Annotated in this window: 19 protein-coding genes; all 19 read left to right on the top strand. The window is 49.6% G+C overall.

Annotation, left to right across the window (positions count from 1 at the left end; all coding sequences use genetic code 11):
- Position 1 precedes the first annotated feature (1 nt).
- The 19 genes from cmk (at position 2) to dnaK (ending at position 17,993) form a co-directional block, all read left to right on the top strand.
- A complete protein-coding gene (gene cmk / locus ACI3EZ_RS01330) occupies positions 2 to 673 on the top strand; it encodes a (d)CMP kinase (protein WP_405025283.1) in 672 nt (223 codons plus the stop codon).
- A gap of 83 nt (positions 674 to 756) precedes the next feature.
- Positions 757 to 1,974: a 30S ribosomal protein S1 gene (gene rpsA, locus ACI3EZ_RS01325; RefSeq protein WP_405023805.1), complete on the top strand. Its 1,218-nt coding sequence runs from the start codon at positions 757 to 759 to the stop codon at positions 1,972 to 1,974.
- A 93-nt stretch (positions 1,975 to 2,067) separates the two neighbouring features.
- Positions 2,068 to 3,378 (top strand): ribosome biogenesis GTPase Der, encoded by a 1,311-nt coding sequence (gene der, locus ACI3EZ_RS01320; RefSeq protein ID WP_405023804.1) that lies wholly within the window; start codon positions 2,068 to 2,070, stop codon positions 3,376 to 3,378.
- A gap of 143 nt (positions 3,379 to 3,521) precedes the next feature.
- Positions 3,522 to 3,797, top strand: a complete 276-nt coding sequence (locus ACI3EZ_RS01315; RefSeq protein ID WP_283581618.1) for an HU family DNA-binding protein — start codon at positions 3,522 to 3,524, stop codon at positions 3,795 to 3,797.
- Positions 3,798 to 4,004: 207 nt separating this feature from the next.
- Positions 4,005 to 4,493, top strand: a complete 489-nt coding sequence (purE, locus tag ACI3EZ_RS01310) for a 5-(carboxyamino)imidazole ribonucleotide mutase (RefSeq protein WP_405025282.1) — start codon at positions 4,005 to 4,007, stop codon at positions 4,491 to 4,493.
- Positions 4,486 to 5,616, top strand: coding sequence for a 5-(carboxyamino)imidazole ribonucleotide synthase (purK, locus tag ACI3EZ_RS01305; RefSeq protein ID WP_405025281.1), 1,131 nt, complete (start codon positions 4,486 to 4,488; stop codon positions 5,614 to 5,616). Before purE ends, purK begins: the two co-directional genes overlap by 8 nt.
- A gap of 18 nt (positions 5,617 to 5,634) precedes the next feature.
- Complete coding sequence (purB, locus tag ACI3EZ_RS01300) at positions 5,635 to 6,936, top strand: adenylosuccinate lyase (protein ID WP_405025280.1); 1,302 nt, start codon at positions 5,635 to 5,637, stop codon at positions 6,934 to 6,936.
- Positions 6,937 to 7,167: 231 nt separating this feature from the next.
- Positions 7,168 to 7,695 carry a ribosome maturation factor RimP gene (rimP, locus tag ACI3EZ_RS01295; RefSeq protein WP_405025279.1) on the top strand — a complete coding sequence of 176 codons (528 nt, stop codon included), beginning with the start codon at positions 7,168 to 7,170 and terminating at the stop codon, positions 7,693 to 7,695.
- Positions 7,696 to 7,717: 22 nt separating this feature from the next.
- Positions 7,718 to 8,887, top strand: coding sequence for a transcription termination factor NusA (nusA, locus tag ACI3EZ_RS01290; protein WP_405023799.1), 1,170 nt, complete (start codon positions 7,718 to 7,720; stop codon positions 8,885 to 8,887).
- A gap of 2 nt (positions 8,888 to 8,889) precedes the next feature.
- Positions 8,890 to 9,189, top strand: coding sequence for an RNase P modulator RnpM (gene rnpM / locus ACI3EZ_RS01285; protein WP_405023798.1), 300 nt, complete (start codon positions 8,890 to 8,892; stop codon positions 9,187 to 9,189).
- The gene (locus tag ACI3EZ_RS01280; RefSeq protein ID WP_405025278.1) at positions 9,179 to 9,496 is read left to right on the top strand and encodes a L7Ae/L30e/S12e/Gadd45 family ribosomal protein; all 318 of its coding nucleotides are present in this window, start codon (positions 9,179 to 9,181) and stop codon (positions 9,494 to 9,496) included. Before rnpM ends, ACI3EZ_RS01280 begins: the two co-directional genes overlap by 11 nt.
- Positions 9,497 to 9,583: 87 nt before the next feature.
- Complete coding sequence (infB, locus tag ACI3EZ_RS01275) at positions 9,584 to 11,914, top strand: translation initiation factor IF-2 (protein ID WP_405025277.1); 2,331 nt, start codon at positions 9,584 to 9,586, stop codon at positions 11,912 to 11,914.
- A 17-nt stretch (positions 11,915 to 11,931) separates the two neighbouring features.
- On the top strand, positions 11,932 to 12,288 hold the full coding sequence (gene rbfA, locus ACI3EZ_RS01270; protein WP_405023795.1) for a 30S ribosome-binding factor RbfA: 357 nt from the start codon (positions 11,932 to 11,934) through the stop codon (positions 12,286 to 12,288).
- 18 nt (positions 12,289 to 12,306) lie between these two features.
- Complete coding sequence (locus tag ACI3EZ_RS01265; protein WP_405025276.1) at positions 12,307 to 12,474, top strand: hypothetical protein; 168 nt, start codon at positions 12,307 to 12,309, stop codon at positions 12,472 to 12,474.
- 13 nt (positions 12,475 to 12,487) lie between these two features.
- Complete coding sequence (truB, locus tag ACI3EZ_RS01260; RefSeq protein WP_405023793.1) at positions 12,488 to 13,402, top strand: tRNA pseudouridine(55) synthase TruB; 915 nt, start codon at positions 12,488 to 12,490, stop codon at positions 13,400 to 13,402.
- 8 nt (positions 13,403 to 13,410) lie between these two features.
- Positions 13,411 to 14,361, top strand: coding sequence for a riboflavin biosynthesis protein RibF (gene ribF, locus ACI3EZ_RS01255; RefSeq protein WP_405023792.1), 951 nt, complete (start codon positions 13,411 to 13,413; stop codon positions 14,359 to 14,361).
- A gap of 95 nt (positions 14,362 to 14,456) precedes the next feature.
- Positions 14,457 to 15,491, top strand: coding sequence for a heat-inducible transcriptional repressor HrcA (hrcA, locus tag ACI3EZ_RS01250; protein WP_405025275.1), 1,035 nt, complete (start codon positions 14,457 to 14,459; stop codon positions 15,489 to 15,491).
- A 15-nt stretch (positions 15,492 to 15,506) separates the two neighbouring features.
- The gene (gene grpE / locus ACI3EZ_RS01245; RefSeq protein WP_405025274.1) at positions 15,507 to 16,109 is read left to right on the top strand and encodes a nucleotide exchange factor GrpE; all 603 of its coding nucleotides are present in this window, start codon (positions 15,507 to 15,509) and stop codon (positions 16,107 to 16,109) included.
- Between the two features lie 24 nt (positions 16,110 to 16,133).
- On the top strand, positions 16,134 to 17,993 hold the full coding sequence (dnaK, locus tag ACI3EZ_RS01240; RefSeq protein WP_405023789.1) for a molecular chaperone DnaK: 1,860 nt from the start codon (positions 16,134 to 16,136) through the stop codon (positions 17,991 to 17,993).
- The last annotated feature ends 73 nt before the right edge of the window (positions 17,994 to 18,066 follow it).

Here is an 18,066-nt window from a genome sequence, read left to right as displayed (position 1 = left end):
AATGAAAAAGATACAAATTGCAATTGATGGACCAGCATCGGCCGGAAAGAGTACGGTCGCGAGGATTATTGCCCGTAAGTTAGGGTACGTATACTGTGATACGGGAGCAATGTACCGGGCAACGACCTATGCGGCCCAACAAGCGGGGATTGCATTTGATGATGACGCTGCGCTGAAGGCGATGCTTCCTACAATGAAACTGAAGTTTATTCCCGGAGAACCAGAGCAGCGAGTGATTGTTAACGGTACGGACGTTACGCGGACGATTCGTCTTTCGAAGATTACCAATAATGTATCAGTGGTTGCGGCCCAACCAAGTGTGCGGGCTGATCTTACCCAACGACAGCAAGAAATTGCCGCGGATGGTGGTATTGTGATGGATGGTCGCGATATTGGAACGACGGTTCTCCCGCACGCGGCAGTAAAGATTTTCCTTGAAGCTAGTGTTCATGAACGGGCACTCCGGCGGTTTAAGGAAAACCAGGAGAAGGGAATTGAAACGCCGCTTGCCGTGCTTGAACAAGAGATTGCGGCCCGGGATAAGAAAGACTCAACGCGGAAGATTTCGCCATTAACCAAGGCTTCGGATGCGATAACTGTAGATACAACTGCCATGGGGATTAATCAGGTTGTTGAGCGGATCTTGGAAATCGTTCGGAAAGCGACTGCTTAATAAATTTGTAAATTATGTTTGAAGTGTGACGCGAAATAAGATAAGATATAGTCTAGAGTTAGTCGTTAAGGAGGACACAGTCCATGAGTGAGACAGAAGCAAACAAGGATTTGTTAGAAGCTTTGAATAGCGTACATGAAGTTAAGGTTGGTGAAGTTGTTAAGGGGGAAGTTCTTGCCTTTGACGATTCAAACCAAGCGATTGTCGGGATCGAAAATACCGGCGTTGAGGGCGTTGTTCCTGCTAAGGAGTTCAACCTTAAGCCGGACGAGATTCAGGATAAGGTCAAGGTAGGGGATGTTTACGACCTCGTCGTTATCTCCAAGATCGGTTCTGACAAAGAAGGCGGCAGCTATCTGCTGTCACAGCGGCGTCTCGAAGCCCGGAAGGTGTGGGACGAAATTGAAAAGAAATTCGAAGCTGGCGAAATCATCAAGGCTCCTGTTACACAGGTTGTTAAGGGTGGTTTAGTTGTTGATGCTGGCGTTCGTGGTTTCATTCCTGCATCAATGGTTTCAGACCACTATGTTGCTGACCTTAACCAGTTTAAGGGTCAGGAACTTGAACTGAAGATTATCGAAATTGAACCGAGCGAAAACCGGCTAATCCTTTCTCATAAGGAAATCGCTCATGAACAGCGGGAAGCACAGAAGAAGGAAACGCTTAGCAAGTTGGTTGCTGGCGACATCGTTGAAGGGAAAGTTGCCCGGTTAACCAATTTTGGCGCCTTCATTGACCTTGGTGGGGTTGATGGGTTGGTTCACGTTTCAGAGATCGCCTTTGAACGGGTTGACAAGCCATCAGATGTGCTGAAGGTTGGCCAGGATGTTAAGGTTAAGGTTCTTTCTGTTGATCCTGAAAAGGAACGGGTTTCACTGTCAATCAAGCAGACGCTCCCGCAGCCATGGGATGACATTGACCAGAAGGTTGCTGAAGGGGACGTTCTTGACGGGACCGTTAAGCGCCTGACAAGTTTTGGGGCCTTCGTTGAAGTCTTTCCTGGGGTTGAAGGGTTAGTTCATATCTCCCAGATTTCTCATAAGCACATCGCGACGCCGAATGAAGTGCTAACTTCTGGTGAGAAGGTTAAGGTTAAGGTTCTCAGTGTCAACGCTGCAGATCACCGGTTAGCTCTGTCAATCAAGGCGCTTCAGGAAAAGCCTGCTTCTGAGGAAGATAACAGTAGCAATAACCGGGGAAGCCGTCGGGCATACCGGGACGAGCGCGTTGATCTTCCGGAAGAAAGTACGGGCTTTACACTTGGTGACTTAATCGGTGATGAGTTAAAGAAGAACAACTAAGCGTATTCAAGCGTAAATTTAGGCTGGTTCAGGAGCGGCTCGCTGTTGAACCAGCTTTTTTATTGCACCTTATATAGTGAAGGAGGGATTATGATGGCAAACCCTACGCTAGCGATTGTTGGCCGGCCGAATGTCGGGAAGTCGACGATTTTTAACCGAATTGCTGGGGAACGAATTGCAATTGTGGAGGATACTCCCGGAGTTACCAGGGATCGAATTTATGCTCACGGTGAATGGTTAGGACGAAAATTTAATATTATTGACACTGGTGGGATTGATATTGGCGACGAGCCATTTTTAACCCAGATTACCGAACAAGCCAAAATTGCGATTGATGAGGCGGACGTAATTGTTTTCGTGACGAGTATCAAGGAAGGGGTAACTGACGCTGATGAACGCGTTGCGAAGATTCTTTATCAGGCTGATAAACCGGTTCTTTTAGCCGTTAATAAGGTTGATAATCCGGAACTCCGAAACGAGATTTATGATTTCTACTCACTAGGCTTTGGGGACCCCGTTCCAGTTGCCGGAACCCACGGGATTGGAATTGGGGACTTACTGGATAAGGTCTGTCAGGCCTTTCCTGATGACCAAAAGCAGGTTGACGACCAGTCAATTAAGTTTAGCCTGATTGGCCGGCCGAATGTTGGTAAATCATCCCTGGTAAACGCAATTCTTGGGGAGAACCGGGTGATTGTTTCAAGCGTTGAAGGGACAACGCGGGATGCGATTGATACGAAGTTTGTTGCGCCCGCTGGAACCGAGTATACGATGATTGATACGGCCGGAATCCGGAAGAAGGGGAAAGTATACGAAAACACTGAAAAGTATTCCGTGCTCCGGGCAATGCAGGCGATTGATCGGTCTGATGTGGTCTTGGTTGTCCTGGATGCTGAAACCGGAATTCGTGAACAGGATAAGCACGTGGCTGGCTACGCGCATGAGGCTGGGCGCGGGATTATCATTGTGGTGAATAAATGGGATACCGTTGAAAAGAACGGTTATACCATGCATCAGTTTGAGCAAACGATCCGTGAAGAGTTTCAGTACCTAAGTTACGCGCCAATTGTGTTTGTTTCCGCCAAGACCCATCAGCGGTTAAATCGGCTCCCTGCCTTAATTAAGCAGGTGGATCAGAACCACTCCCGGCGGATTCAATCGGCCGTTCTCAACGACGTTTTAATGGACGCAATTGCGCATAACCCCACCCCGACAGAGAACGGGCGGCGGTTGCGGGTGTACTATGCAACGCAGGTTGCGGTCAAACCGCCTACATTTGTGATTTTTGTAAATGATCCCGAGTTGATGCACTTCTCGTATGAACGGTATCTTGAAAATCAAATTCGTGAAGCATTTGACTTTACCGGAACCCCGTTACACCTAATTGAACGAAAAAGAAAGTAAAAATCGTTAAGAGACCACGGTAAAAGGTTGTCACATTAAGGTTTGTATGCTATCTTTATACCCGAACAGTGGTTTTGTAATTGCTAGTTCAGATCCCAGCATGGGGTTAGCACGGGACAATGGTTCCATGGGAGGTGAAACACATGGCAAACAAGGCACAGTTAATCGAAAGCGTTGCTGAAAAGACGGGCCTCACGAAGAAGGATGCAACTGTTGCTGTTGATTCAGTATTCAGCTCAATCCAGGACTTCCTGAAGAACGGCGAAAAGGTTCAGTTAATCGGTTTTGGGAACTTTGAAGTACGGCAACGGGCCGCACGGAAGGGACGGAACCCGCAGACCGGTGCTGAAATCCAGATTCCTGCAAGCAAGGTTCCGGCATTCAAGCCAGGAAAGGCGCTTAAGGACGCTGTTAAGTAGTTCAGCCCTTAAAAACATATGACCTCTATCCGGTGGGATAGGGGTCTTTTTGTATTCTTTGAGCTAATACGGAGAATTCGCGAAGATTGTTCGCAATAGTACGAACTAAACGTAAATAATATCCCGATTTTTGTAAATAATGTTCGACTTTTGATTGACTTTGCCGGGACTGATTGCTATTCTTATGATGAATAAGGAGGGATTACCATGAGCGCAGAGATTAGTATTGTCATGGGGAGTTCGTCAGATTGGCCGACAATGAAGGCGGCTGCTACGATTTTGGATGAATTTGGGGTGGCGTATACCAAACATGTGATTTCCGCCCACCGGATGCCGCAAGAAATGTTTGCCTTTGCGCAGGATGCGGCTGGTAACGGGTTAAAGGTAATTATTGCAGGAGCGGGTGGCGCAGCCCACTTACCGGGAATGTTGGCGGCAAATACCGTATTGCCGGTGATTGGGGTTCCGGTTCAAACCCATGCACTAAGCGGGATGGATTCTCTTCTTTCGATTGTTCAGATGCCTGCGGGGGTGCCAGTGGCTACCACTGCAATTGGAACGGCGGGAGCGAAGAATGCGGCGTTACTTGCGTTGGAAATTCTTGGAGCAACGGATGCCGCTCTTTCCCAAAAACTCCAGAATTATCGCCGGCAGATGCATGATATGGCGGTAGAAAGCGAGGCGCACCTTGACTAAGATTTTTCCCGGACAAACGATTGGGATTATTGGGGGCGGCCAATTGGGACAAATGCTGACGTTTGCGGCTAAGCAGGCGGGATTTCGGGTGGTCATTTTGGACCCAACCCCTGCCTGTCCGGCGGCCCAAGGAGCTGACGAGCAGATTGTTGCTCCCTACGATGACCAAGCGGCCATTGAGCGTCTGGCAACTACGGCAGATGTTCTCACGTATGAGTTTGAAAACGTTGATTTGACTGCCCTTGAGGCGGTGAGTGACCGGGTAAGTATTCCTCAGGGAACCGAATTGCTTCGGATCACAAAGGACCGGGTTCGGGAGAAAACCTTCCTGCGGGATAGCGGGTTACGGACGGCTGCTTTTGCTCCGGTTAATTCAGAAAGTGAGTTGCAGCAAGCGGTGACGATAATTGGGCTTCCGGCTATTCTAAAGACCTGTGAGGGAGGCTACGATGGTAAAGGACAGGTAACGTTGCGGGCAGCCGCCGACCTGGAACTACCGGTTGTGCGTGAAATTCTCGCAACGGGCCAGTGTATTTTAGAACAAATGGTTGCCTTCACCTGTGAGTGTTCGGTAATGGTTGGACGCAGCGTTTCCGGGGAAGTTACTGTTTTTCCGGTAAGTGAAAACATTCACCGAAATCATATTTTACACGAAAGCATCGTTCCCGCCCGGATTAGTCCGGAATTACGTGATGAGGCCACGCGCGTTGCCCGGACGATTGCCGCAAAGTTGGATTTGTGCGGGATCTTAGGGGTTGAGATGTTTATGGGAAAGGACGGTCACGTTTACGTTAACGAGTTAGCGCCGCGGCCGCATAATTCGGGTCACTATTCCATTGAAGCGTGTGATTTTTCACAGTTTGCCGTGCATAACCGGGCGATTTGTGACTGGCCGATGCCAACGGTCCACCTGCTTCACCCGGTAGTGATGGTTAACGTGTTAGGCCAGCACGTTAATGGCGTGCGGCGCTTAATTGCGCTGAAACCGCAGTGGCATTTCCATGATTACGGAAAGGCTCAAGTGCGGCGGAACCGGAAGATGGGGCATTTAACAATATTAACGGATGATGTTGATGCGACGTTGGCGGAGATTGACGCGACGGGCGTATGGCAAGAAGAATAATAGAAAAGGAGAATAAAGATGATTGATCGCTACACCCGCCCGGAAATGGGGCGGTTATGGACGGATGAGAAGAAGTATGAGTGCTGGTTGGCCGTTGAATTAGCGGCGGATGAAGCCTGGGCTAAGTTGGGGAAAATTCCGGCTGCCGACGTTGAAAAATTGAAAAAGAACGCTAAGTTTGATGTGCAGCGAATTCAGGAAATTGAAGCCGTTACTAAACATGATGTTATTGCGTTTACCCGGTGTGTTTCGGAATCTTTGGGACCTGAAAAGAAATGGGTTCATTACGGGCTGACGAGTACAGACGTGGTTGATACCGCTCAGGGTTACCAGCTAAAACAGGTTAATGATTTATTGCGGGCAGATCTGCGGGAATTCCGTGCCGTTGTTGCCCGGAAGGCGAAGAAGTACAAGCATACGGTGATGATGGGCCGGACGCACGGAGTGCACGCAGAGCCAACAACGTTTGGGCTGAAGTTGGCTCGCTGGTATGCGGAAATTAACCGTGATATTGAGCGCTTTGAGCATGCTGCTGCCGGGGTTGAGGCCGGCAAGATTAGCGGGGCCGTCGGAACGTTTGCTAACATTGATCCGCAGGTTGAACAGTACGTTTGTGAGAAGCTCGGAATTCGGGCCCAGGACGTTTCTAGTCAGGTGCTTCCCCGGGATTTGCATGCGGAGTACCTTGCGGCCATGGCCCTGATTGCTACCAGTTTGGAAAACTTTGCTACTGAGATTCGGAGCCTCCAGCGGACCGAAATTCACGAAGTGGAAGAGCATTTTGCGAAGGGACAAAAAGGGTCATCGGCAATGCCGCATAAGCGAAACCCAATTGGTTCAGAAAATATTTGCGGGTGTGCCCGCGTCATCCGGGGCCACATGGTGACGGCTTTTGAGAACGTTGCGTTATGGCACGAACGGGATATTTCCCATTCTTCCGCTGAGCGGATGATTTTACCGGATACGACCGCACTATTAGACTACATGTTACACCGATTCGGTAAACTTCTGGATAATTTAGATGTTTTCCCGGAGCGGATGAAGGCTAACATGGACCAGACGCTGGGGTTAATTTACAGTGGCCGCGTGCTTAATAAGTTGGTTGAAAAAGGGATGAGCCGGGAAGAAGCATACGATACGATTCAGCCGAAGACAGCGAAAGCGTGGGCTGAAAAGGTGCCGTTCCGGCCGTTACTGGAGGCGGATCCAGCGATCACGGCCCGGTTGTCGACCGCAGAACTGGATGATGCGTTCGATTACCATTGGCATCTTCGGCACGTGGACGAAATTTTTACCCGTGTTGGGTTAGCCGAAGAGTAAGGGCTTTGGAAATGATGGCGCAAATAATCACCCCGGTTGATTTTTAGGCCATTTTGAAGGGATAAAGAGGTTAGGATGAGACCTAACCTCTTTTATTTTTAAAAATAAGTAACTAAGGTTAAGTGCAACACCAGTCGGCGATTTATTAGCATTGTTTTGTTATGGTTGCCACAAAATAGAATTTATGATACACTAATTTTGTCTTTAGAACTCGTAGCGGAGTGAGCAGCAATGCTCACTCTTTTTAATGCGACGGGTGATTTCAGGCAAAGGAGGGCCATTGTGAGCAAGAATGTTGTTGAAACGGTCACAGAACTGGTAACCCCTATTTTAGATGCCCACCACTTCGAACTCGTTGACGTTGAGTTCGTTAAGGAGGGAAAGGGATGGTACCTTCGGGTATTTATTGATAAGCCGGGAGGAATTAATATTGAGGAATGTGCTTTAGTCAGTGATCAGTTAAGCGAACAGTTAGACGAGTGTGATCCTGACTTGATTCCGCAGGCATATTACCTGGAAGTTTCGTCTCCCGGGGCTGAGCGCCCGTTGAAGAAAGAACGGGACTACGAACGGGCAATTGGTGAGTATGTCCACGTATCACTGTACCAGCAGTTTAACGGGAAAAAGGTTTACGAGGGGACGTTAATGGCGGTAGCACCAACGGAGTTAACCATAGAATATGCTGATAAGGCGCGCACTAAGACAATCGTCATTCCGCGAACCCAGGTTGCTCAAGCCCGCCTAGCAATTAAGTTTTGATACCGAGAAAAGAGGAATAGCAGTGAGTAAAGAACTACTAGATGCGCTCGATGTTCTTGAAAAGAAAAAGGGCGTTAAGCGCGAAATCGTAATCGACGCCTTAGAAGCAGCGTTAAGTTCAGCATACAAGCGGAACTACGGACAGGCTCAGAACGTGGCGGTCGATTTTGATGAGAAGAAGGGAAACGTGCACGTTTACGCCGTGAAAACGGTCGTTGACGAGGTAGCTGATCCCCAACTAGAGGTGAGCCTAAAGGATGCTTTAGATATCAATAAGGCATACGAGCTGGGAGACACGATTAAGTTTGAGGTGACCCCGGGTAACTTCGGGCGAATTGCCGCTCAGACTGCCAAGCAGGTTATCCTTCAGCGTGTGCGGGAAGCTGAACGGGAAAAGATTTATGATGAATACATTCAGTACGAGCATGAAATCGTAACGGGTGAGGTTGAACGGCAGGATTACCGGTTCATTTACGTTAACCTTGGTGACGTTGAGGCGGTAATGTCTCGGCGCGACCAAATTCCTGGCGAACAATACAACTCCCACGATAAAATCAAGGTGTACATCTACAAGGTTGATAACGCCACACGGGGGCCGCAGGTGTTTGTTAGTCGGGCTCATCCTGATTTATTAAAACGGTTGTTTGAACAGGAAGTACCAGAGATTTTTGATGGTACGGTTGAAATTAAGGCTGTTTCCCGTGAAGCGGGTGATCGGGCTAAGGTAGCTGTTTGGTCAAATGACCCGAACATTGATCCCGTTGGAACGTGTGTCGGACCCCGGGGTCAGCGGGTTCAGGGAATTGTCAACGAACTCCACGGGGAAAACATGGATATTGTTCAGTGGAGTGAGGATCCGGCGGAATTCATTGCTAACGCCCTTAATCCAGCAGATGTCTTGGAAGTGCGGTTTGATCCGGAAAATGAGCGGGCATGTACGGTAGTGGTTCCAGAAGATGAGTTATCCCTTGCAATTGGGAAGCGTGGACAAAACGTCCGGCTGGCAGCCCAGTTAACGGGGTATAAGATCGACATTAAGTCCGAAGAGGAAATGGCAGCACTTGATGCTCAGGCGGCTTTAGCGCCGGAAGAACCCCTTGATGAAGCGGAAGCTACGGATAATGCGGCAGAAGAAGCGGCCGTTGAAGAAGATTCGGACATCGTTACTGACGGCGATAAACAGGAGGACTAGCAATGGGACAACGGAAAGTGCCGATGCGTAAGGACATTGTAACCGGAACAATGTGGCCGAAGAAGGAACTTGTCCGGGTGGTCCGTAATAAGGAAGGCGAGGTTAGTATTGATCCGACCGGTAAGAAGAACGGGCGGGGAGCGTACATTGCGTTAGATGTTGACGTTGCGAAGAAGGCGCAGGCCGAACGGACGTTTGACCGGGCGTTTGGGGTAAAGATTGCCCCGGAGTTTTATGATGAACTGGTTGCGTACGTTGATCACCAGGTTGCCCGGAGGGAACTGTTCGGCGATGCCAAGTAACCAGATTAGTGGCCTTTTGGGGTTAGCCCGGCGTGCCCGTAAGTTAACGACGGGGACAAATCAGGTGCTAACCCGCGTTCGAGCACACACAACGTTTTTGGTTGTGCTCGCAAGTGATTGCGGAAACCGAACGAAGAAGACGGTGACGGATAAATGTCGTAGTTTTGGAATCCCACTTGTTACCCCGTTGACCAAAGCAGAACTTAGCGGGGCAATTGGACAGCAACGGAGCGTAGTTGCCGTTAACGATGCGGGATTTGCAAAGAAGATTACGGTACTTGCCCGGCAGGCTACAAACCAGAATTAAGACTACTCCTATAATCACAGGGAATAACCGCAGTGGGTAAATTTGACTATCCACACCTGAAAGCGGGATGAAAGGGAGAGTGAAGTTATGAGTAAGAAACGGATTTACGAACTAGCGAAGGAACTCAACGTTGCAAGTAAGGAAGTCCTTCAAGCAGCTAAGAGTCAAGGAATCAAGGTGGGTAATCACATGTCAGCTGTTACCCCGGACGAGGAACAGCGCATTCGGACGGCCGTGAAACCGGCCACTAAGAAGAAGGCGGTAAAACCGGCTGTCAAGAAGCGTTCTGCTGCAAAGAAGGTAACTAAAAAACCTGCTAACTCGAAGATCAAAACGGCCAAGAAAAAGTCAAGTACAAAGCCCAGTAACCAAAACGGTAAAGCGACTCCCCAAACCGCCAAAAAAAAGCGGCCGCAGGCAACTACAAGTCCCCGGAAGGACCGGCAACAGGGCGAAGAGGAGAGCAGTTATGGCCGCTCAAACCGTGACCGGCAAAACGACCGGAAGTTTAAGCAAAATGGTAAGCGAACGGGGAATAATAACCGCCGCTTTGGTAATAACCAGAACCGTTTTAGCAAGAAGAACCGGAAGAACAAAAAGTTCCGAAAGCAACAAAAGAAGCAACCGGCAACCCCGCGGAAGAATAAGCCGTTACCGGATACGCTCGTTTACACGGTCGGAATGAACGTAGCGGATATTGCTAAGAAGATCCACCGGGAACCAGCTGAAATCATTAAGAAGTTGTTCATGCTTGGCGTGATGGTTAACCAAAACCAGTCACTGGATAAGGACACGATTGAAATCCTGGCCGACGAGTACGGGATTAAGGCTGAGGAAAAGGTGGAGGTTGATGTTTCTGATATCGATAAGTTCTTTGAAGAAGAACAGAAGAACACGGACCACCTTGAAAGCCGGCCGCCCGTTGTAACGATTATGGGGCACGTTGACCACGGGAAGACAACGTTGTTGGATAAGTTACGTCACTCGAATATTACTGCCGGAGAAGCCGGAGGAATCACGCAGCATATCGGGGCTTATCAGATCAAGCGGAACGGCAAGACGATTACCTTCCTTGATACGCCGGGACACGCTGCTTTCACGAACATGCGGGCGCGCGGAGCAGATGTGACGGACATTACCGTGTTGGTTGTGGCTGCGGATGATGGAGTTATGCCGCAAACAATCGAGGCCATTAACCACTCTAAGGCTGCTGGGGTGCCGATTATTGTTGCGGTTAACAAGATTGATAAACCAGGTGCCAATCCGGACCACGTTATGGAACAGTTGACGGAGTATGAGTTGATTCCAGAAGACTGGGGCGGCGACACAATCTTCGTTAACATTTCGGCGAAGTTTGGCAAGAACATTGATGATCTGTTGGACATGATTTTACTTGAGTCCGAAATGCTTGAGTTAAAGGCCAACCCGGACCAGCACGGGGCGGGGTCTGTCATTGAAGCGCGGTTGGATAAGGGCCGTGGCTCAGTGGCCACTCTTCTGGTTCAACAAGGAACCTTGCACGTTGGCGATCCGATTGTTGTTGGAAACACTTACGGACGGATTCGGACAATGACGGACGCATACGGTAAGCGGGTAAAGAAGGCAACCCCAGCTATGCCGGTTGAGATTACCGGGTTAAACGATGTGCCGGAATCCGGCGACCGCTTTATCACGTTTGATGATGAAAAGACGGCGCGGGCTGCCGGTGAGGAGCGGGCTAAGCGTGCTCTGATGAAGGAGCGGAGCCAAGTTAACCACGTCACGCTTGATAACTTGTTTGATACGATGAAGGAAAACGACATGAAGAAGGTCGACCTGATTATCAAGGCCGATGTTCAAGGATCGGTTGAAGCCCTTGCTCAGAGTTTCCAAAAAATTGATGTGGACGGCGTGCGGGTTAACATTATTCATCAGGCCGTTGGGGCTATCAACGAAAGTGACGTGACACTAGCGGAAGCATCCAACGCAATTATTATTGGGTTTAATGTTCGGCCAACGCCCCTTGCAAAGGCCCAAGCGGAAAGCAGTAGCGTCGATATTCGGTTGCATAACGTCATCTACAAAGCCATTGATGAAGTTGAAACCGCGATGAAGGGAATGCTAGAACCGGTCTACAAGGAAAAGGTAACCGGCCAGGTTGAGGTGCGCAAGACCATCAAGGTTTCCAAACTGGGAACAATTGCGGGTTCTTACGTTACGGACGGTGTTATCAAGCGGAACAGCGGTGTTCGGTTGATTCGGAACGGCATCGTAATTTACGACGGCAAGTTATCCAGCCTCAAGCGGTTTAAGGACGACGTGAAGGAAGTTAAGGCCGGCTACGAGTGCGGGTTGATGATTGAAAACTACAATGATATTAAGGTTGGCGACCAGATTGAGGCCTACGTTATGGAAGAAATTCCGGTTGACCAGCGTTAGAAAACGGTGGTGAGAAAATGGTACAACAGTTTCGCGTTGGACGGCTTTCCCAGGAGATTCAGCGGGAAGTCACTGATATTTTGCAAAAGAAGGTGCGTGATCCTCGTGTTCAAGGAGTGACGGTCACGGGCGTTGATGTGACGGGTGACCTACAACATGCAACCGTCTATTACAGCATTCTGGATGATAAGGCGTCGACCGCCGCGAAGGTTCAAGCTGGCTTAGATAAGGCTACCGGGTTGGTTCGCGGTGAGCTTGGGCACCGGTTGAGCATTTATGTGACGCCGGAGTTGAAGTTCGCGCAGGATGATTCGGTTCGTTACGGTAATCGGATCGATCAGCTGTTGACTCAGCTTCATCAACAGGATAAGTAATCATAGGAGGCCCAAACGATGAAAATGAGCAGCGGGGAAGTAAGAAATCGTCTAGAACAGTTAGTAGTGGTTCAGCGAAGACAAACCCCTGCTTACTTTAGCGCCCAGTTTGTTCGTTTCGGGGCCGGTGATGTAAAGAAAAACAAAGAGGCTGAGACGGAAGTCCCAACCTCTTTTTGTGATTAATGAGGTGTGTTTTATGAACGGAATCTTACCCCTTTATAAGGAGCGGGGAATGACCAGCAACGACTGCGTAATGCGGTGTCGGCGTTTGTTTCATACGCGTAAAGTTGGGCACAGTGGAACGCTTGATCCGGCGGTGGCGGGGGTTTTACCCATTTGCATTGGCCACGCAACTAAGGTTGTTAACTACCTGATGGCTTCCGGCAAGGTGTATCAGGGGGAGTTGATTTTGGGGAAGGCGACGGAAACCGAGGACTTAGAGGGAAGTGTGATTGCCCAAAAACCGATTACAACGCCCTTTACCCCAGAAGAGCTTGATCATTCCATGGCGCAATTTTGTGGGACCATCACCCAGATTCCGCCGATGTATTCGGCGGTAAAGGTTAACGGGAAACGGCTGTATGAATATGCCCGGGCGGGGGAAAAAGTTGACCGCCCAGCCCGGCAAATTTACGTGGACTACTTTAAGCAGTTACGGTCAACGACCTACGATGCTGCTGCGCAAGAACAGCACGTTTTCTTTGAGGTTGCGTGCGGGAAGGGGACCTACGTTCGAACATTGGCGGTTGACCTTGGGCGAGCGTTGGGAGTTCCCGCGGTGATGGCCCGGTTAACCCGGATTAAGAGCGGTGGCTTCACCAGCGAGGAGACGGTGACGCTCGCTCAGTTGGAGGAAATGGATGCGCAGCAACGCCAAGATACGCTAGTTTCTGTGGATCACGCTCTGCGTACCCTTCCGCACCACCAGTTAACCACCAGCGAGTGGCGGCGGGTGCAAAATGGCGGTTTTCTTCCGGAAAGCCAGGTAACCACAGGGCAACCGGTTCCCCACGTTGTTTTACAAACCGGGCTGCGCGTCCGGGCGGTCTACTGTTATAATGAAAAGCAGCACCGGTACCAGCCGGAGCGGATGATTGATTTAAGTGAGTAGGTGATGGAATGGAGACGGTGGAGATTACGAGTGTGACGGACGTCACCCGGACTGCCGGTGCGCCGGTAGTGCTTGCACTCGGTTTCTTTGATGGTGTTCATCGGGGCCACCAGCGGGTGATTGAAGCGGCTAAGAAGGAAGCTACCCGGCGGCATGTTCGGTTAGGCGTGGTGACGTTTGATCGGTATCCGAAATTAACGTTTCAGGGTATGCGGTGGCACCCCTTCCGGTACCTGACATCACCTGCGCAAAAAGCTGCCCACTTTGCCGCCTTGGGGGCTGACGTAGAGTACATTCTTACGTTTGATGAAACCCTCGCGGAGATGGCTCCGCAGGATTTTGTCGATCGTTACATTGTGGGGCTGAATGCAGTGGCAGTGGTTGCCGGGGAGGATTATACGTTTGGAAATCCTCGCGTGGCTAATATGCGTACCCTTCCACAGTACGCGCAGGGCCGGTTTGATGTTTTACCAGTATCCCATCTCCTTCAGGATAACGACAAAATTAGCTCCACCCGGATTCGAAAAGCAATTGATGGTGGGAATGTGCAGTTGGCAAACCGGTTATTGGGGTATCCGTACGAAACGAACGGGTACGTTGTTCACGGGTTTGCCCGGGGGCGACGTCTGGGCTTTCCAACGTTAAACATCGCGGATGGGAACAACTTGCGCCTTCCAGCGATTGGGGTGTACGCCGTGCGGGTGAATGTGCAGGGAACCTGGTATAACGGGATGGCTTCGTTGGGACGAAACGAAACGTTTGGTGACCATAATGACGTGGTTCTTGAGATTAATCTGTTCGACTTTGACCAGATGGTTTACGGTCAGTTCGTGAGGGTGCAGTGGTTTGACTTTATTCGGAGGCAGCGGAAGTTTGCGTCTGCTGGTGAGCTGGTTACTCAGCTAAAGCAGGACCGGCAAACGATTCAAACGTGGTTTGCCCAGCAGAAGAAAAATTAAGCCAGAATATTGACGAATGCCAATCAATTTTGTATATTATAGGTGACTTAGCACTTAGCAATTATGAGTGCTAAGTGCTAAAAGAGGTGATTGTGGTGTTAACGGAACGTCAACTGTTAATTCTTGAGACGATCATAAAGGATTATACGGATGTCGGGCAACCAATTGGTTCAAAAACGTTGCAGGAGCAATTACCAGTCCATGTGAGTTCAGCAACAATCCGCAATGAAATGGCGGCGTTGGAGAAGAAGGGGCTAATTCGTAAGGAACATTCCAGTTCCGGACGGGTGCCCTCGATTAAGGGTTACCGGTACTACGTCGATAATATTTTAACGCCAGCTCAGGTTGACCAGCAGGCTCTCGCGGATATTCGTTCGTCCTTTCAGGGGGACTTTTCAAAGGTTGACGAAATTGTGGCGACGTCCGCCAACATTTTGTCAGACCTGACAAACTACACGACAATTACCCTGAAGCCGGAAGTGGAGGATGTCCTCTTAGAGGGATTCCGGATGGTTCCGTTGGGTAGTCAGCAGGTGATGGCAATCCTTGTTGCCAGTGACGGGACGGTTGAAAGTAAATTGTTCCAATTGCCTGCGGGCGTGACGGGTGACCAGGTTGAACCCGTGATGCGCATGATTAACGATCAGCTTGTTGGGGTACCGCTCCGGCAGATTCCGGCCAAGTTGACTGCCAACCTTGGCTTGATTGCCAAGTATTTCAAGCAGCCTGCCGGGATGGTTGATGTTGTGAGCGATATTCTGCAAAAGATTGCGCACGAGCAGTACTTTGTTGGTGGTAAGATGAACGTTTTCAACTTTGCTAACGATGGTGATTTGAATGAAGCCAAATCGCTGTATACGTTGATGGAGCGGGCACCGGAGTTATCTGACATTGTTGATCCCCAGGACAAGGATATCACCGTCAAAATCGGTGATGAGATGACGAACCAATTATTGCTGAATTATAGTGTGGTTTCAGCAACTTACGATGTTGACGATTACGGAAAGGGAATGATTGCTATTCTTGGGCCGACCAACATGCCGTATTCCAAGGTAATTGGTCTCTTAGGAGCGCTCCGGCAGGAATTAACGCGTAAGATGTTGAACTACTACCATAATTTTGACGAGTAGAAAAGGGGTGTTGACGTGGCAGCGGATAAGGAAAAAGCAAGCCAAGCAGCTACAACCGCTAAGAAAAAGGTTCAGGGTTCTAAGCACGATTCCCAAAAAGATGCAGCCGCTAAAAAGGTTGCTGCCCAAAAGAAGCCGACGACAAAGGATCAGTTGAAGGCAGCGCAAAAACAGGTTGCTCAGCTTACCAAGGAAAAGGATGAGCTGGAAGATAAGTACCTGCGGGCTGAAGCGGAAATGGCCAACATGCAAACGCGCTACAAAAAGGAGCAAGAGCAGCTGTTAAAGTATCAAAGCCAACGACTGGCAACTGCTGTTCTGCCGGTAATTGATAACCTAAACCGGGCCCTTGAGATTGAGGTGGATGATGAAGCATCCAAGAACCTCAAGCAGGGGGTTGAGATGGTGGTGAAGGATCTAAACAAGGCTTTTACCGATAACGAGATTACAAAGATTGAATCTCTTGGGAAAAAGTTTGATCCAACGCTCCATCAGGCAGTCAAAAGTGTTCCGGTTGAGGACGGCCAGGAACCCGAAACAATTGTCGAAGTGTTCCAGGACGGTTACATGTTAAAGGATCGTGTTTTACGACCGGCCATGGTTGTTGTTGCACAGTAATTTAAGAAAAAAGAGGTAAGGTAGATGTCAAAGATTATTGGAATTGACCTTGGGACAACGAACTCAGCAGTTGCTGTCCTTGAAGGTAAGGATGCAAAGATTATTACCAATCCTGAAGGAAACCGGACAACGCCGTCCGTTGTTTCCTTTAAGAACGGGGAAACACAGGTTGGCCAGGTCGCAAAGAACCAGGCGATTACTAACCCGAATACCGTTTCGTCAATCAAGCGGCACATGGGAGAAACCGACTACAAGGTTGACATTGATGGTAAGAAGTATACCCCGCAGGAAATTTCAGCCATGATTCTTCAGTACATCAAGGACTACGCGGAATCATACCTGGGGGAAGACGTGACACAAGCCGTTATTACGGTACCGGCTTACTTTAACGATTCTCAGCGGCAGGCTACAAAGGATGCCGGCAAGATTGCTGGGTTAAAGGTTGAGCGGATTGTCAACGAACCAACGGCTGCGGCATTAGCCTACGGGCTTGATAAGCTGGATAAGGACGAAAAGATCCTTGTGTTCGACCTTGGAGGGGGAACGTTTGACGTTTCCATCCTAGAACTCGGCGATGGGGTCTTTGAAGTGCTCTCCACGAACGGGGATACCCACCTTGGAGGGGATGACTTTGATAACAAGATCATCGATTGGATGGTCGCCAACTTCAAGGAAGAACATGGGGTTGACCTATCCCAGGATAAGGTTACGCTGCAACGGATGAAGGAAGCTGCCGAAAAGGCGAAGAAGGACTTATCCGGAATGTCTGAGACGCAGATTTCACTGCCGTTTATCGCTTCTGGTGAAAACGGTCCGCTGCACCTGGACATGACGTTAACGCGGGCAAAGTTCAACGAACTGACCGCCGACCTGATTGATCGGACGAAGGTTCCAGTCCGGAACGCCTTGAAGGATGCCGGCTTAACGAACAGTGACATTGACGAAGTCATTCTGGTAGGGGGTTCTACGCGGATTCCGGCCGTCAAGGAAGCCGTTGAAAAGGAAACCGGTCACAAGCCAAACGAGTCAGTTAACCCGGACGAAGCGGTTGCTTTAGGGGCTGCCATTCAGGGGGGCGTGATTACCGGAGACGTGAAGGACGTTGTTTTACTTGACGTTACACCACTGTCCCTTGGAATTGAGACCATGGGAGGGGTCTTCACCAAGTTAATCGACCGGAACACGACGATTCCAACCAGCAAGAGTCAGGTCTTTTCAACTGCGGCTGATAATCAGCCGGCCGTTGACATTCACGTGCTGCAAGGTGAACGCCCGATGGCTGCAGACAACAAGACGCTTGGGCGTTTCCAGTTGACGGACATTCCGCCAGCACCGCGTGGCGTTCCGCAAATTGAGGTTAAGTTTGATATTGACAAGAACGGAATCGTTAACGTTTCAGCTAAGGATCTTGGAACTAACAAGGAACAGAAGATTACCATCAAGAGTTCATCAGGTCTTTCCGACGATGAAATCGACCGGATGGTAAAGGAAGCTAAGGAAAACGAAGCGGCTGATAAGAAGCGGAAGGAAGAAGTTGACTTACGGAATGAAGTTGACCAGTTACTCTTCCAGTCTGAAAAGACCTTAAAGGAATTAGACGGGAAAGTTTCTGAAGATGAGGTCAAGAAGGCTAAGGATGCCCGCGAAGCCCTGAAGAAGGCGCAGGAGTCTAACGATATAGATGCTATGAAGAGCAAGAAGGACGACTTGACTAAGATTATTCAGGACCTGTCAGTCAAGCTGTATCAGCAGGCTCAGCAGGCACAGAATGCGGCTGGTCAGACTGATAGCAACGCTACCGGAAATTCAACTAACGGTGGAAATACCGACGACAACACGGTTGACGGCGACTTTAAGGAAGTTGACCCGGACGATAAGAAGTAAACGCTGATTTGAGTGGTTGCATTCCAGGGGGGTGGCAGAGGCCACGCCCCTGGTTGGTTTTAATGGAGGAAGA

Origin of the sequence: Ligilactobacillus sp. LYQ60 (assembly GCF_045033015.1) — a bacterium.
In the GTDB taxonomy this organism is placed as follows: Bacteria; Bacillota; Bacilli; order Lactobacillales; family Lactobacillaceae; genus Ligilactobacillus.
This window is presented reverse-complemented; position numbering and strand designations above follow the sequence as displayed.

Bases quoted from the DNA above. Each gene is read 5' to 3' on its own strand.
- cmk (WP_405025283.1), top strand. From the start codon at position 2: ATGAAAAAGATACAAATTGCAATTGATGGACCAGCATCGGCCGGAAAG.
- rpsA (WP_405023805.1), top strand. From the start codon at position 757: ATGAGTGAGACAGAAGCAAACAAGGATTTGTTAGAAGCTTTGAATAGC.
- der (WP_405023804.1), top strand. From the start codon at position 2,068: ATGGCAAACCCTACGCTAGCGATTGTTGGCCGGCCGAATGTCGGGAAG.
- ACI3EZ_RS01315 (WP_283581618.1), top strand. From the start codon at position 3,522: ATGGCAAACAAGGCACAGTTAATCGAAAGCGTTGCTGAAAAGACGGGC.
- purE (WP_405025282.1), top strand. From the start codon at position 4,005: ATGAGCGCAGAGATTAGTATTGTCATGGGGAGTTCGTCAGATTGGCCG.
- purB (WP_405025280.1), top strand. From the start codon at position 5,635: ATGATTGATCGCTACACCCGCCCGGAAATGGGGCGGTTATGGACGGAT.
- rimP (WP_405025279.1), top strand. From the start codon at position 7,168: ATGCTCACTCTTTTTAATGCGACGGGTGATTTCAGGCAAAGGAGGGCC.
- rnpM (WP_405023798.1), top strand. From the start codon at position 8,890: ATGGGACAACGGAAAGTGCCGATGCGTAAGGACATTGTAACCGGAACA.
- ACI3EZ_RS01280 (WP_405025278.1), top strand. From the start codon at position 9,179: ATGCCAAGTAACCAGATTAGTGGCCTTTTGGGGTTAGCCCGGCGTGCC.
- infB (WP_405025277.1), top strand. From the start codon at position 9,584: ATGAGTAAGAAACGGATTTACGAACTAGCGAAGGAACTCAACGTTGCA.
- rbfA (WP_405023795.1), top strand. From the start codon at position 11,932: ATGGTACAACAGTTTCGCGTTGGACGGCTTTCCCAGGAGATTCAGCGG.
- ACI3EZ_RS01265 (WP_405025276.1), top strand. From the start codon at position 12,307: ATGAAAATGAGCAGCGGGGAAGTAAGAAATCGTCTAGAACAGTTAGTA.
- truB (WP_405023793.1), top strand. From the start codon at position 12,488: ATGAACGGAATCTTACCCCTTTATAAGGAGCGGGGAATGACCAGCAAC.
- ribF (WP_405023792.1), top strand. From the start codon at position 13,411: ATGGAGACGGTGGAGATTACGAGTGTGACGGACGTCACCCGGACTGCC.
- dnaK (WP_405023789.1), top strand. From the start codon at position 16,134: ATGTCAAAGATTATTGGAATTGACCTTGGGACAACGAACTCAGCAGTT.